Origin of the sequence: Flavobacterium sp. NPDC079362 (genome assembly GCF_050267765.1) — a bacterium.
Classification (GTDB): Bacteria; Bacteroidota; Bacteroidia; order Flavobacteriales; family Flavobacteriaceae; genus Flavobacterium; species Flavobacterium azizsancarii.
In genome coordinates, this window is record NZ_JBNNFM010000007.1 from 162,576 (window position 1) to 178,339 (window position 15,764).

Sequence of the window (15,764 nt, forward strand, 5' to 3'; positions counted from 1 at the left end):
TTTTTTCTTTTTTGCATATGCTGATTAGATTTGATATTGTTTATTGATTTTTTCCTCCGGTTTTTCGCAAAACAAATACAAGCAAAGTAAAAACGCCCATTCTATTGGTTTCATTACTAAATAGGTAAAGCTGGATAATGGTTTAGTATTGATTTTCTGAGATAAATTATATCCGTATTTATCATAATTGGTGCGTATAAAATGATGTAATTTAGGAGAGAAATCCTGTACCATTTCTTCAAATGCATTTGCAATAAGCAATTGACGGTTTACTATTATTGTTCTGCCATTTCTTTTTCCTAATCTTAGAGGTTTTACAATTTTAGGATTTCCGGAGGCAGCAACCGTACATAAATAATGTCCTTTATGATCCAGGATTGGCGGATGCATTTGTTGCGAAAATCTCCAGGTTGTTGTGTCTGTAAAAACTTTTATCAATGAATTAGAATCCTGACCAAATAAGACTAGGATAAGCGTAATGATCAATAATAGCGGAATTATTAGAATAATACTCCACAAAGGTAAGTTGCTTTTTTGAGCGAAAAACTGGTTGATTTTATTCAAAAAATTATTGGAATATGTTTCTTCATTTGCAATCCTCATTTTGGTTTTTAGGATGCCAATGACAAGGCTTACTGCGATTATCAGACTTATAATTGGAACACCTATAAAAAAATACATATGTTCTGAATTGTCATACATATCAATACTTTCGGTATTGTGTTGTGATACTTGTAGTAAAATTACAAAAGAGAGAATACTGCCAATTACAAGAAAACTCAAGGATAAAACCTGTGTTAAGGGAGGTAATTTATTGTCTTTTAGCCAAATTAATAAAACTGAAATAATAAAGGCTATAAAATAAAAGAGTAAACTAAGAATATGCTTGCCCCCAAAAGGAATATAACATTGCCCATCGACAGGATCAATAGCGATATGGTAATCGTTGCCATGAGATTCTAACCCAACGAACATAAAAAGGAGTGAAAAAACATAGATGTTTGTTACAATCAACTCTAAAATTGAATTGTTCTTTTTAATTTTTTTTAAAATAATAACCACAATACTAACTATAGCTATAAAGGCTAATCCGGCATAAAAAAAAATCATATATAATTTTGAATTTATTCGTTTTTAGAGAGGTGTTTTATTTATACTCTTTTCCATTAAAAACTAATTTCGATGTTTCGGTTTTAATCGTATCCTTAGAGATACAATCATCTTTTGTGGGCGTACTTATTGTTTGTACAATTTTAGTTTTGACTATAATATTGCTAAAATTATTGTTTTGCACTTTGCCCATGTCGAAGGTCGAATTACTGTATTCAAATTCTCCTGCACAATTAGTATCCCATTCTCCATGAGATTGTGAAATTTTATAATTCTTCAGCACTTGCTTCAAAGATCCTTTTTCTATAATGTACAATGACAAATTGGTTTCGCTAAACGGATTAGGTTTACTGCTGGCATTAAAGTCTACTCTTACTCCAAAGGCTCTCGTAGTTTTATTAAGAAGGTACAATCCGGTATCAATCGAAATATCGGTTAATACAAAAGCATCAGATGTCCAGGCGTTGGGTTCAATAAATTTGCAGATTATTTTTCCTGTTGCATTATCGATTACCACGATATAAGCATCTAATTCAAAGTAAAAATGACCTTCATTGTCTTCTTCATTGACAATATATTTAGGGATCACCAAAACACTTTTGTCCTTGTCGTATGGTAGTATTTTTTGAGTAAAAAGATTTTGATTTATGTCACTTTCTTTTAAGTTAAGCTGTTTGAGTACAGTATCTAAATGATCAACCTGTTGTGAAAACGAAAGTTGAAAACAAAATAGTAAGGCAAGGAAACATTTTTTCATTGTTTTGCTTATTCTATATTGATTAAATTAAATTTCTTAAGCTCCGGATTAAATTCATAATTCAAAATATTGCCTTTAAAACAATCTTTTGAGTCTTCTAATAAATCAGAATCACTAATCTGTATTTTTTTTGTTCCAATGAAGTTATAATCAAATAAAATCTGATTGTCCTCAAGGAATTCCATACAGTTTTTATCGTTTTTGTCAATTAAAAATGCTGTTAAATTGTCAAATAAGCTTTTGAACGGGATGTATTTTAACTCACCATTTAAGTATTCATAGGCGTGAAGATCTTTTCCATCGCCAACAACATCATTTGTAATTACGATATAGTTATTGGTTTTTATTTTATAAATTGATAAGACCCAATATCCGTCAACAACTTGAATTTCAATTGTATTGGGTTGTGTCAGTGAAATTTTAGAAAAATGTTCTGCTGGTGTAGTTGTATAACTAAGTTTCTGTATTTGCTTTACAAATTCTATTCTCTCATTTTTATTCCATCGCCAGCTTGCCATCGTACTGTCTGGCAAAATAGTAAGAATATCAAAGAGGTTTTTATGTTCGTAGTAACTGATTTTTAGAGTATCTAACTTTTTAATGCCATCATTTTCTCTTTCTGAACTATCCTTCTCTTTTTTATTTGAAATTTTAGAATCTGACGTTTCCTCATTTTTTTTACATGAAAACAAAATCAGGACTAAAAGTGATAGCATTAATTGTTTCATTTCTAAGAGTGGGTTGGTTAGAATTTATCTCTACAAAAAGAGTATTCGCTGTCGTTCGAAAATTTTTTATTAACGAAACTTTGTTTTGCTAAAATATAAAAATAAACTTACGTCAGAACAGCTTTTAAACAGAACTTTAAATTATTATTTAATAGCTAATTTATGGTAGGAATATAACTTTTGACGATCAACTTCTTTGTAACCTTTTATATAGAAAACATGGTCTGTTTTCCAGATGATTTTTTCTATTTTAAATTCATCTGAGTGATAAGTCGCAGTCTCTGTTAGATACGTTTTTGGCTTTTTTTTATCATTTATTTTTAATATTCCAATATCACAATTTTGACTTTCGTAAGCAGAGTTGTAATAATAAACTAGATATTTATTATTTACAGACGGAATTGGTAACTCTACCCTTCTATCGCCAAATGAAACAATATTGTATTCATAATCATTAGTATCATCTAATAAAAAGAGTTCTCCAAATCCCAGAGATTCAGATGTGGAGCTGTTGGTAATCGCAAACAATTTCAAGTTTGTATAATATCCTAATAAATCATAGCCGCTCCAGCTTTCTTCTCCGCCGTAATCTTTGTATTTTTTAAATTGGTGTTTTGTATGTTCAGTTTGAATATAGAAAAAATTGCCATTTTTTTCAGTTTTGACTTTTTCTAAAGAAGCAAATGATTTAAGTTGGTTAAATTCTGTTTCGGTAATAGTGTCTACAGCTAATCTCGGAAGTTTTTCGTACTTGTCAGCGTAGCCAAGATCTGTTTTTTTGGTAGTATCGAGAACCGTTTTTTCTGTTTTAGAAGCTTTGTTTTCGGATGTTATTTCGGTTTTAGATGCTGTTTTTATATTTGCATCATTCTTCTTTTGCTTGATACAGGAAATAAACGAAAGGAATATAAACGATAGAAGAATTTGCTTCATTGAAATTGATTTATAAAGCGCTTTTACTTTAATTCTAGTCTACTTTTTATCTGATATACAATTTCCCAAAACAAAATAGATAAAATAGCATTTGTAAATATTGCTGTTTTTACTAAATAAGGATCATAATTGACAAGCAGATGTAAATTTGCAAATTGTACAGCCAAAAATAAACTTAAAGCAGCAATAGCAATAGAACAAATTATATTTAGGAACAGTGTCCACTTGAGGGCGAAGAAAGTATACATCAGGTTCAGAACTGCAAAACCACAGCCTAAAGTGATATACGGATCTGTTTTTAATACTTCGCCTAACGAAAGTAAAAGTGAAGTTGTAGAAAGGTATAGAAAAAATAGAATGGAGTAAATTAGGATTCTTATTTGTGGTTTCATTTTGATGTTTTTTTTAATTTGACGAAATTACGAATTAAAAATGAAGCTGTAATTAAGGTAGATTTAAAAAACGGTTTTTGTTATTTAAATGATATAAATTCGAGTTTAAACAAAACGTTTATAAAATTGCTCACTATCTGTAGAATCAATGACAATTGTTTTCGCCCACAAATCTCCAAGTCTTTGATTGTATTTTGTGTTTTTTATCAATAATATTCCCAGTAGTCCAAAAAACCAAATGTCTAATATATCTACCAAATGTCTTTTAAAGGATTGTCCAAAAGTTAAACTTGAAGTGTTGTTATCCCGTATGGAAACAACTTTTAAATCAAATACCAGATTACCAAGAGTGCCTCCAAATTTTAATTCGAATCCAATCATATAAAAACCCCAAATTAATTATGTTGTTAATGCAGGAAATCCTTCTAGTTTGTATCCTGTTAAAGTTTTTTCTCCATAATAGACGAACATAATATATAGCATTCCAGACATTAGCGAATAGTCAATTAATCCCGCAAATATTCTTTTTCGAAGATTTGGTTTCGTAGCAATTTTTTCCATTTGTTGTGTAGTATTTAGTTATTTTAAAATCGTCTCTATTTTAGTTTCTGATTTTTCTTTAAGAACACTGTCCGGATGAAAACTCCAGATTACGAGAAATCTTCCTTTTGCAAGATATTCTTCGGGATGTTCATCTGTTGGCTGACCGTCTTTTCCCCAAAGCAAACCTTGCAGAAATCTATCCCCTTTAAAAGTGTGTTCAAATTCAAAATACATGATAGATCCACGATCGGTTTTACTTTTAAAACTTTGAATCGCTTTACTTTTTAAAGTTCCAACAATGGTGCTATAGGTTTCAATATCAGTATAAAAATTACAAGCGGCAGGAGTAACACAAATATTACCGTCGTTTGAAGTATATGTTTTAGGGATTTCTTTTGGTTTTAGTTTTAGATCAGCAATGGTTTGACTGAATATATTGGTAGTAAGTAACAGAAATAATAGCGATAGGGGAATCGTAATTTTCATGGGTTTAAGGTTTAGTTGGGCTTGCTAAAATAGTTTTTTTATTTGAGTTTTTGTAGAGAAAAAAATATTAGCAGGTTAGCCTGCAATGTCATTAAGTTAAGAGATTTTTGAATGAGGATTAACTATTTCTGTATCAATAATTCTATCAGAATCCGCAATCTTGTCATCTCGACGAAGGAGAGATCACACAAGAAACTTGACAAAGATTGAGGATTCTGATTACGGGATATTGGATGTGATTTCTCCCTTCGGTCGAAATGACAAACTTTGGGGTTACTTTGCGCTTCAAGGGATTAAAATCCCTCGCTTCAATATGTCCCGAACCTCCGGTTCTCTAAAAAAGTTCCGGAGGAACGTATTATTTTGTAAGGCTGGACTTCAGTCCAGTCTGATAAAGTTGAGTCTGGAATATCATGATAAAAATCCTTTTTAATCCGCGTTTTTGCAAAGCAAATCCGCGTCATCTGCGTTCAGTATTGGCGATTTGCTTGGCGGGGCTTCGACTTCGCTCAGCCTGACATGCGTTTGCCAATCTAAAATATAAAAGCAGCAATCTAAAATAAAAAAATCCCGCTTCAAAATGAAACGGGATTTCTACAATTGATATTCTCTTTTTTTTATTTTAAACTGTTGCAGCAACTTCTTGTGGCAACGGAATTTGATTTTTAAGCAAATCTTCGAATGTTTCGTGTTGGCGAATTAAGATTCCTTTTCCGTCCATCCATAAAACTTCGGCTGGTTTGTATCTTGAATTGTAGTTTGATGCCATGGAGAAACAGTATGCACCGGCATTTCTGAAAGCAAGAATATCACCCTCAGTAATTTCTGAAATTCTACGGTTGTTGGCAAACGTATCTGTCTCACAAATGTATCCTACTACAGAGTAAAAACGCTCTTTTCCTTTTGGGTTAGAGATATTTTCGATATGGTGTTGTGAACCGTAAAACATAGGACGAATTAAGTGGTTGAAACCACTATCGACTCCGGCGAAAACTGTTGAAGTTGTTTGTTTTACTACGTTTACTTTTGCTAAGAAGAAACCTGCTTCGCTCACGAGGAATTTCCCTGGTTCGAAAATCAACGTTAAATCTCTACCATATTCTGTACAGAAAGAGTTGAATCTTTTTGATAATTTTTTACCTAATTCTTCAATGTCAGTTTCGATATCGTCTTTTTTGTAAGGTACTTTGAATCCGCTTCCGAAATCTAAAAATTCAAGATCTTTGAAGTGTTTTGCGGTATCAAACAAGATTTCAGCAGCATACAAGAATACTTCGATATCAAGAATATCAGATCCTGTGTGCATGTGAATACCTACGATGCTCATTTTTGTGTTCTCTACAATTCGTAATATATGCGGAATTTGGTGAACAGAGATTCCGAATTTACTATCGATATGTCCTACTGATATATTTGCATTTCCTCCCGCCATTACGTGCGGATTGATACGAATACATACCGGAATTTGTGGATATTTTGTCCCGAATTGCTCCAGAATAGATAAGTTGTCAATATTGATTTGTACACCCATTGCGGCAACTTCTTCGATCTCTTCAAGAGAAACTCCGTTTGGTGTAAAAAAGATTTTTTCAGGTTCATAGCCAGCATGAAGTCCCAATAAAACTTCTTGAATTGATACAGTATCTAAACCAGACCCCATGTTCTTTAATAACTGAAGAATCGCAACGTTTGACAATGCCTTCATGGCGTAATTAACTCTTAAGTTTTCTACCTTAGAGAAAGCTTTAGTTAACCTATTGTACTGTGATTGGATTTTTTCGGCATCATAAACATATAATGGACTTCCAAATTGGTCTGCTAACTGCAGTAAATCTTTTGCTTGCATTTTTTTAACTTATTTTAAGCAAAGTTATTACACTTTTGACTAACGACAAATTAATTGTAGAAAAATAACAAATTGTAACAAATTGTTTGTTTTTAAACAAAAAGTCGTTTATTTTAGATTTTTATAAAATTCTTTTTAGCCTCTAAGTTGCTAAGGTTCTAAGTTACTAAGTTTTTTGCATAGATTGTCGAATGCTTGCTTTTTTTGCCACGAATTTCACGAATTTTCGCTAATTTTTATTTTGGTTGTTTTTTTAAAACTTTGCAAAACCATAGCCCGAGGTTTCAACCTTTGGAACTAAGTTTTTTGCATAGTTTGTCGAATGTTTGCTTTTTTTGCCACGAATTACACCAATTTTCGCTAATTTTTATTTTGGTTGTTTTTTCAGAACTTTTCAAAACCATGGCCCGAAGTTTTAACCTTGGGTACTAAGTTTTTCGCATAGATTGTTGAATGTTTGCTGTTTTTTGCCACGAATTACACCAATTTTCGCGAAATTTTTATTTAGGATATTTTTTCAAAATTTTTCAAAACCATAGCCCGAGGTTTCAACCTTGGGAACGCAATATATGATTACAATACGTTTTCCAAAGTTGAAACCTCGGGCTATGCATTAAGATTTTTGGGTTTTTTAAATCTTTGTTCCTTTGTTTCTCTTGGTCTTTAAACCTAAAAAGCCCTGACGTTAGTCAAGGCTTTTTGTTGTGTGTTGTTTATAAGAATAAAGACGTTATAATTTTTTTGATGTTCTAAAGATTTAAGAAAGTAAAAAACGTAGTCCCTTAGCAACTTAGTATCTCAGAACCTTAAAAAATTATAGACTTGGTAAGTCTCCGTTTCCTTTGGTTGGCAAGTTAGTAGAGCCCATTAAGAACAAATCTACTTCTCTTGCTGCTTCGCGACCTTCTGAAATAGCCCATACGATTAATGATTGTCCACGACGCATATCTCCGGCAGTGAAAATATGAGGTACATTCGTTTGATAATTTTTTGCCTGATAGTTGCTTCTCATGTCAAGTTCAATACCTAATTGCTCGCTTAAAGTTTTCTCCGGACCTGTAAATCCTAAAGCCAATAAGGCGAGATCACACGGCCAGATTTTCTCTGAACCTTCTTTTTCGATTAATTCAGGACGTTGACCAGGAGTCATTTTCCATTGAACTTCAACGGTTTTTAATCCTGTTAATTCTCCTTTGTCGTTAGAAATGAATTCTTTAGTATTTATTAACCAGTTTCTGCTGCAACCTTCTTCGTGAGATGAAGACGTTTTCAACTGCAAAGGCCAGAAAGGCCAAGGCGTAGATTCGCTTCTTCCAACCGGAGGTTTTGGCAAAATTTCAAAATTAGTTACTGATTTTGCTCCGTGTCTGTTTGATGTTCCAACGCAGTCAGATCCAGTGTCACCACCACCAATTACAATTACATCTTTTCCAGTTGCTTTAACCTGGTCCGGAATCGATTCTCCGTATAAAACTTTTGTTTGTTGAGTAAGGAAATCCATTGCCTGAACAACGCCTTTGCTTTCGATTCCTTTAGTTGGCAAACTTCTTCTTTCGGTTGCTCCACCGCATAATACGATAGAATCAAAAGCATTTAGTTCTTCTACGCTAAAGTTAACACCAACATTTACATTCGTTTTAAAAGTGATTCCTTCAGCTTCAAGAATTAAAACACGTCTGTCGATGATTCCTTTTTCTAATTTGAAATTCGGAATTCCGTAACGCAATAAACCTCCAATAGCATTGTCTCTTTCAAAAACAGTTACCGTGTGACCGGCTCTGTTTAATTGTTGAGCTGCTGCCAAACCTGCAGGACCTGAACCAATAACGGCTACGGTTTTTCCTGTTCTGGTTTTTGGTGCTTGTGGTTTGATCCATCCTTCAGCAAAACCTCTTTCGATGATGTTTTTCTCGATGTTTTCGATAGCAACCGGTTCTTTGATGATTCCTAATACACATGATTTCTCACATGGAGCAGGGCATAATCGACCTGTAAACTCCGGAAAGTTATTAGTAGACTGCAAAATATTTAATGCACTCTGCCATTCTTCCTGATGTACCATGTCGTTGAAGTCAGGAATTAAATTTCCTAACGGACAAGCACTGTGGCAAAAAGGAATACCACAATCCATACATCTTGAACCTTGTTCTTTTTTCTTATCTTCTGCTAACGGTATTGTAAATTCGCTGTAGTTCGAAACACGTTCTACAACTGCTAAATTACTTTCGTCGGCTCTGTTATATTCTTTAAATCCGCCTATTTTACCCATGACATTTTGATTAAAATTTAAATGATCAATTTTAAATTCCAATTTTTTAAATTCCAAATTCCAATTTTTTTAACCGCAAAGAGCCCAAGGTCTTTGTTTTTGCTTTTTTGAGTGTTTTAAGTTCGCAAAGCTTTGTGGTCAAAATTTCAATAATCGAAAATCTAAAATCAGAATTCTAAAATCATTTAACCCGCAATTAATTCTTCTATTTTTTTCTCTTCTGCAATTCGTTGTAATGCTTTCTTGTAATCAGTTGGCATTACTTTCACGAAATTGTTTTGTTCATTTTCCCAGTCTGCTAAAATTCTTTTTGCTAATGGACTGTTGGTATACAAAGAGTGATTTTTGATTAGTTTTCTCAATTTAGTCACATCTTCTTCTTCGACAGGATCAAAAGCAACCATTTCCATGTTGCATAATGTCGCATCAAATTGTTGTTTAGGGTCGTAGACATAAGCTACACCACCGCTCATACCAGCTGCGAAGTTTCTTCCTGTTTTTCCTAAAACAACCACTGTACCACCGGTCATGTATTCGCATCCGTGATCTCCAATTCCTTCAACAACTGCGGTTGCTCCAGAATTTCTCACGCCAAAACGCTCACCAGCCATTCCATTAATATAAGCCTCTCCGGTAATAGCTCCGTAAAGGGCAACGTTACCAATAATGATATTTTCTTCAGGTTTGAAAGTTGCAGTAGGAGGGACTTTGATAATCAATTTTCCTCCGGACAATCCTTTTCCTAAATAATCATTACAGTTTCCGTGAATTTTAAACGACAATCCGTTTGTTGCAAAAGCACCAAAACTTTGTCCGGCAGAACCTTCAAAATCAACTAAAATAGTGTCTTCAGGTAAACCTTGTGCGCCATATATTTTTGAGATTTCATTACTCAAAATAGCACCTACAGAACGGTCTGTATTTTTAATTTTAAATGTAACTCTTGTTTTCTCTTTTCTATAAATAGAAGGAATAGCTTCTTTGATAATTTCGAAATCCAATACGTTTTCAAGATTGTGATCTTGTTCAGTTGTATTGTGATTTGGAACTGTTTTAGCTTTTTCCGGTTTGTATAGAATCGATGATAAATCTAAACCATTTGCTTTATAATGTTTGATCGCTTTGTTCACATTTAATTTTTGTGACTGACCCACCATTTCTTTTAAGGTTCTGAAACCTAATTGCGCCATGATTCCTCTTAACTCTTCAGCAATAAAATACATGAAGTTGATAACGTGCTCCGGAGTTCCTTTGAAATTTTTTCTCAATTCAGGATCCTGAGTTGCAATACCAACCGGGCAAGTATTTAAGTGACAAGCTCTCATCATGATACATCCTGATGCAACAAGCGGTGCAGTAGCAAAACCAAATTCTTCGGCTCCCAATAATGCAGCGATAGCAACATCACGACCCGTTTTCAATTGTCCGTCACATTCCAGAACCACACGGCTTCTTAAATCATTTAAGATCAGAGTTTGTTGTGCTTCGGCTAAGCCAAGTTCCCACGGAATACCTGTGTGTTGTAAAGAAGTTAATGGTGCAGCACCAGTTCCTCCGTCATAACCTGAAATCAGGATTACGTCAGCTTTTGCTTTTGCAACACCGGCAGCGATGGTTCCAACTCCAACTTCAGAAACTAATTTTACGTTTACACGTGCTTCACGATTGGCATTTTTTAAGTCAAAAATCAACTGAGATAAATCCTCAATAGAGTAAATATCGTGGTGAGGCGGAGGCGAAATCAAACCTACATATGGTGTAGAGTTTCTTGTTTCAGCAATCCAAGGCACTACTTTTTCTCCAGGTAATTGACCACCTTCTCCGGGTTTTGCACCCTGAGCCATTTTAATCTGGATTTCTTTAGCGTTTGTCAAATAGTTGATCGAAACACCAAAACGTCCCGATGCCACTTGTTTGATTGCACTGTTTCTTGAATCTCCGTTGATTTCTTTCTGGAAACGTTTAGGATCTTCTCCTCCTTCTCCAGAATTACTTTTTCCGCCAATTCTGTTCATTGCAATCGCTAAATTCTCGTGTGCTTCTCTACTGATAGATCCGTAAGACATCGCACCCGTTTTGAATTTTTTTACAATTTCTGTCCAAGGTTCTACTTCATCAATAGAAATTGGATCTAAATTGTTGAATTCGAATAAACCTCTAATAGTCATTAAGTTTGAGCTCTGCTCATTGACCATGTCCGAGTATTCTTTATAACTTTCAGGGCTATTCAAACGAACGGCCTGTTGTAATTTTGCAATAGTGGTTGGGTTAAACATATGTTTTTCTCCACCACGTCTCCATCTGTAAATTCCTCCAATTTCTAAAGGCAATAAACCTGCAATTTTAGAATTTGGAAATGCTTTTTGGAAACGTTTTTTTACTTCTTTTTCTACTTCCATCAAACCAATTCCTTCGATTCTTGAAGGGGTAAATGGGAAGTATTTGTTAGTGAAGGTTTTGTTTAAACCTAAAATCTCGAAAATTTGAGCAGCTCTGTACGAATGTAAAGTAGAGATACCAATTTTATTCATGATTTTAAGGATACCTTTTGCAATTGCTTTGTTGTAATTTACTATAGCATAATCTGCTTTTACTCCTGTAATATGTCCCTGGTTAACCTGATCGTGAATGATCTCGTTTACCATATAAGGATTGATCGCACTTGCACCATATCCGAATAATAAAGCAAAATGATGAGGTTCACGTGGTTCAGCAGATTCGATTATGATTCCGAATTTAGAACGAACCTGTAAAATATTCAAAGAGTGATGGATATAAGAACAAGCCAATAGCATTGGTATTGGAGCCAATTCTTCACTTACACCTCTGTCAGATAAAATAATGATATTACATCCTTCAGAAACCGCTTTAAAAGTTGCCTGAACACATTTTTCAAGCGCGCGTTCTAAACCGTTAACTCCTTTTTCTATTTTATATAAAGTAGAAATTGTAGCCGATTTGAAATCTGCGTGATCAATGTTTCTGATTTTATCTAAATCCTCATTCGAGATAACCGGATTCTGGATTTTTAGTTTTTTACATTGTTTTGATTCAATTTCAAAAATATTAAAATCTCCACCAATTGCTAAACTGATATCGGTAATGATTTCTTCACGAATACCATCCAAAGGCGGGTTGGTAACCTGAGCAAATAATTGTTTGAAATAGTTGTACAACAATTGAGGCTGATCTGATAAAACTGCCAATGGCGTATCGTTACCCATAGAGCTAATGGCTTCAGCGCCCTGAGCTCCCATTGGGTTAATGATAGTTTTTAAGTCTTCAATTGTATAACCAAATAATTTTTGTCTTGTTAGAAAATCAAGTTTCTCAACAGGAGTAGGATTATTGGTATATGGTATTTTAGATAATTGCAACAAGTTTTCATCAATCCATTCCTGGTAAGGACGTTTTGTTACAATTGCTTTTTTAATTTCTTCGTCTTCAATAATACGACCTTCGTTCATGTCTACAAGGAACATTTTTCCTGGCTCTAAACGACCGTGTTGTACTACATCTTCCGGTTCTACATCAAGTACACCAATTTCTGATGACATGATCACAAAACCACTTTTTGTCAATGTATAACGAGAAGGACGCAAACCGTTACGGTCTAACAAAGCCCCAATTACGTTACCATCTGTAAACGGAATAGAAGCAGGACCATCCCAAGGTTCCATGATACAAGAGTTGAATTCGTAGAACGCTCTTTTTTCAGGAGACATTGTCTGGTGTTTTTCCCAAGCTTCAGGAACTACCATCATCATCGCCTCAGGCAATGAACGGCCTGTCATTAATAAAAGTTCTACCACCATATCCATAGAAGCAGAATCTGATTTTCCTTCTAAGATAATTGGGAATAACTTTTTGATATCATTTCCGAAAATTTTGCTTTCCATCAATTCTTCACGAGCACGCATACGGCTTACGTTTCCACGAAGCGTATTGATTTCACCATTATGACACATATATCTAAATGGTTGTGCTAGTTCCCATGAAGGGAAAGTATTAGTAGAGAAACGTTGGTGCACTAACGCCAGACGAGTCACTAAATCGGGATCTTTTAAGTCAACATAATAACGGCTGATGTCTTCCGGCATCAATAAACCTTTGTATATTATGGTCGTTGTCGATAAACTAGAGAAATAAAACATGTGACTTTCAGAGGTTTTTGATCCTCTTATGGCATGTTCAGCAATTTTTCTAGCTGCAAAAAGTTTTGCATTAAATTCGTTTTCAGTTAAATCCTGACCGTTTTTGCTAACAAAAACCTGTTTAACTGTTGGTTCTTTTTCTGCGGCAATCTGCCCTAAATTCTCCACTTCAACAGGTACATCTCTCCAACCCAGAACTTTTAAGTTTTGATCCTTAATAGTCGATTCAAAAGCGTTGATGCAAAAAGAAACCTGGTTTTTGCTTTTTGGTAAAAACACCATTCCTACTGCATACTCACGTGTTTCAGGGATTTCAAAATCACATACTTTTTTAAAGAAAGCGTGTGGGATATCGAATAAAATTCCAGCTCCGTCTCCAGTTCTTCCATCAGAACTAACGGCACCACGATGTTCCAATTTTATTAAGATATCCAATGCTTTGTGAATAATATCGTTTGATTTAATACCATTCAGATTACAAATAAATCCTGCACCACAATTGTCGTGTTCAAATTCAGGCAAATAAAGCCCTTGTTCTTTAACTTTCATTCTTGATATTTTTTCTACAAAAATAAAGATTTCGTTAAATATAATGTATTGGAATTGTAATTTGACTTACATTTTTATTGTAATACTAGAAAAACGCTTCTTAATTGATAATAATATTATATTAACCATTGCGAAATGATAAAATGACAACGGCTGTTAGAATATATTAAGAAAAATCGCCGTAAGCCTAATGAATACAGTGATGTATTTGTTAAATATCAAACGTTTTAGTGGTTTTCCGTTAATATTAACAAATTGTTTTGTTAACTATTTCTTGGTATTGAAAAAGAATAAACGTTTTGCAAATATCTCACACGTTTTTTAATTGAAAAAGATTTTACTATTCAGTTGAATTTTGCTACTTTTGTCGCACTTTTATTCTGAAATAAATTCAGAACCAGACAAATTCTATATTATGAACATACACGAATATCAAGGAAAAGAAATTTTAGCGAGTTACGGAGTACGCATTCAACGCGGAATTGTGGCTAACAATGCAGTCGAAGCTGTGGCTGCTGCAAAACAATTAACTGCCGAGACTGGTACAGGATGGCACGTAATAAAAGCACAAATTCACGCAGGTGGTCGTGGAAAAGGTGGTGGAGTTAAGCTAGCTAAAAACTTGCAACAAGTTGAAGAAATTGCTGAACAAATCATCGGAATGCAATTGATTACACCTCAAACTTCTGCTGAAGGTAAAAAAGTAAACAAAATTTTAGTAGCAGAAGATGTTTACTATCCTGGTGAAAGTGAAACTTCTGAATTTTATGTTTCTGTTTTATTGAATAGAGCTACTGGTCGTAACATGATTATGTATTCTACTGAAGGTGGAATGGATATTGAAGAAGTTGCTGAACACACTCCTCATTTAATTTTTACTGAAGAAGTTGATCCTTCTGTTGGATTACAAGGTTTTCAAGCAAGAAGAATTGCTTTTAACTTAGGTCTTTCTGGAAATGCTTTCAAAGAAATGGTGAAATTCATCGACTCATTATACAATGCTTACATTGGTTCTGATGCTTCTATGTTTGAAATCAACCCGGTTTTGAAAACTTCAGACAATAAAATTATGGCTGTTGATGCTAAAGTAAATATCGATGATAATGCTTTATACAGACAACCAAAATATGCTGAGATGAGAGATATCCGTGAGGAGAACCCAATCGAAGTTGAAGCTAAAGAAGTAGGATTGAACTATGTAGATCTTGACGGTACTGTAGGATGTATGGTAAACGGAGCAGGTCTTGCAATGGCAACTATGGATTTAATTAAATACGCTGGTTTTGAGCCTGCTAACTTCTTAGATGTTGGTGGAACTGCTGATGCAAAACGTGTTGAAACTGCTTTCCGTATTATCTTAAAAGATCCTAACGTAAAAGCAATTTTGATCAATATTTTTGGAGGAATCGTTCGTTGTGACCGTGTGGCGCAAGGAGTTGTTGACGCTTACAAAAATATGGGTGATGCTATTAAAGTGCCAATTATCGTTCGTTTGCAAGGAACAAATGCTGAAATTGCAAAAGAATTAATTGACAATTCAGGTATGCCAATTTTATCAGCTACTCAATTTCAAGAAGCTGCTGATCAGGTTAAAGCTGCACTTTCTTAATCAAATAAGAAATCAATTATATAGAAAGTAGCTGTCTCAAAACTGAGTCAGCTACTTTTTTTTAATTTGTATTTTTATTAAGAATTTTGTAAATTTAATCAGTGTTAAGTAACTGATTATATATGAGATTCAAAGATTATAACCAACAACAAACGGTACTTTTGCCTTATTCGTTTGATGATTTAATTCCACAGAAACATCCGGTTCGAGTAGTTGATCAGATTGTCGAGTCAATAAATATCCAGCCTCTTTTACAGGCCTACAGTAAAGAGGGCAATCCTGGTTATCATCCCAAGATGTTACTCAAAGTGATGTTGTATGCTTATATGACTAATATTTACTCTTCACGAAAGATAGAACTTGCACTTCGCGAGAATATTAATTTTAT

13 protein-coding genes are annotated in these 15,764 nt (G+C 34.1%); 2 read left to right on the forward strand and 11 right to left on the reverse strand.

Translation table 11 applies throughout. The features are described from left to right. Nucleotides 1–24: 24 nt before the first annotated feature. The 11 genes from ACQKCJ_RS09280 to gltB form a co-directional block, all read right to left on the reverse strand. The gene (locus ACQKCJ_RS09280) at nucleotides 25–1,110 is read right to left on the reverse strand and encodes a DUF6688 domain-containing protein (RefSeq protein WP_427401900.1); all 1,086 of its coding nucleotides are present in this window, start codon (nucleotides 1,108–1,110) and stop codon (nucleotides 25–27) included. 37 nt (nucleotides 1,111–1,147) lie between these two features. Then, nucleotides 1,148–1,867, reverse strand: a complete 720-nt coding sequence (locus ACQKCJ_RS09285; protein WP_271335457.1) for a hypothetical protein — start codon at nucleotides 1,865–1,867, stop codon at nucleotides 1,148–1,150. Nucleotides 1,868–1,875: 8 nt separating this feature from the next. Further along, complete coding sequence (locus tag ACQKCJ_RS09290; protein WP_271335456.1) at nucleotides 1,876–2,595, reverse strand: hypothetical protein; 720 nt, start codon at nucleotides 2,593–2,595, stop codon at nucleotides 1,876–1,878. A gap of 144 nt (nucleotides 2,596–2,739) precedes the next feature. After that, on the reverse strand, nucleotides 2,740–3,528 hold the full coding sequence (locus ACQKCJ_RS09295) for a hypothetical protein (RefSeq protein ID WP_427401901.1): 789 nt from the start codon (nucleotides 3,526–3,528) through the stop codon (nucleotides 2,740–2,742). Between the two features lie 23 nt (nucleotides 3,529–3,551). Beyond that, nucleotides 3,552–3,920: a hypothetical protein gene (locus ACQKCJ_RS09300; protein WP_271335454.1), complete on the reverse strand. Its 369-nt coding sequence runs from the start codon at nucleotides 3,918–3,920 to the stop codon at nucleotides 3,552–3,554. A 105-nt stretch (nucleotides 3,921–4,025) separates the two neighbouring features. After that, nucleotides 4,026–4,316, reverse strand: a complete 291-nt coding sequence (locus ACQKCJ_RS09305) for an RDD family protein (RefSeq protein WP_271335533.1) — start codon at nucleotides 4,314–4,316, stop codon at nucleotides 4,026–4,028. A gap of 3 nt (nucleotides 4,317–4,319) precedes the next feature. Beyond that, nucleotides 4,320–4,481 carry a hypothetical protein gene (locus ACQKCJ_RS09310; protein ID WP_271335453.1) on the reverse strand — a complete coding sequence of 54 codons (162 nt, stop codon included), beginning with the start codon at nucleotides 4,479–4,481 and terminating at the stop codon, nucleotides 4,320–4,322. A gap of 18 nt (nucleotides 4,482–4,499) precedes the next feature. Then, complete coding sequence (locus ACQKCJ_RS09315; protein WP_271335452.1) at nucleotides 4,500–4,949, reverse strand: hypothetical protein; 450 nt, start codon at nucleotides 4,947–4,949, stop codon at nucleotides 4,500–4,502. 622 nt (nucleotides 4,950–5,571) lie between these two features. After that, complete coding sequence (gene lysA / locus ACQKCJ_RS09320) at nucleotides 5,572–6,795, reverse strand: diaminopimelate decarboxylase (RefSeq protein ID WP_271335451.1); 1,224 nt, start codon at nucleotides 6,793–6,795, stop codon at nucleotides 5,572–5,574. A gap of 814 nt (nucleotides 6,796–7,609) precedes the next feature. Next, a complete protein-coding gene (locus tag ACQKCJ_RS09325; protein ID WP_271335450.1) occupies nucleotides 7,610–9,064 on the reverse strand; it encodes a glutamate synthase subunit beta in 1,455 nt (484 codons plus the stop codon). 185 nt (nucleotides 9,065–9,249) lie between these two features. Then, on the reverse strand, nucleotides 9,250–13,767 hold the full coding sequence (gltB, locus tag ACQKCJ_RS09330) for a glutamate synthase large subunit (RefSeq protein ID WP_271335449.1): 4,518 nt from the start codon (nucleotides 13,765–13,767) through the stop codon (nucleotides 9,250–9,252). A gap of 415 nt (nucleotides 13,768–14,182) precedes the next feature. Here gltB and sucC point away from each other — a divergent pair, with 415 nt between their 5' ends. Then, nucleotides 14,183–15,376, forward strand: coding sequence for an ADP-forming succinate--CoA ligase subunit beta (gene sucC / locus ACQKCJ_RS09335; RefSeq protein ID WP_271335448.1), 1,194 nt, complete (start codon nucleotides 14,183–14,185; stop codon nucleotides 15,374–15,376). 122 nt (nucleotides 15,377–15,498) lie between these two features. Continuing rightward, nucleotides 15,499–15,764: transposase (locus tag ACQKCJ_RS09340; protein ID WP_427401902.1), on the forward strand; the 266-nt coding region annotated here is incomplete at its 3' end.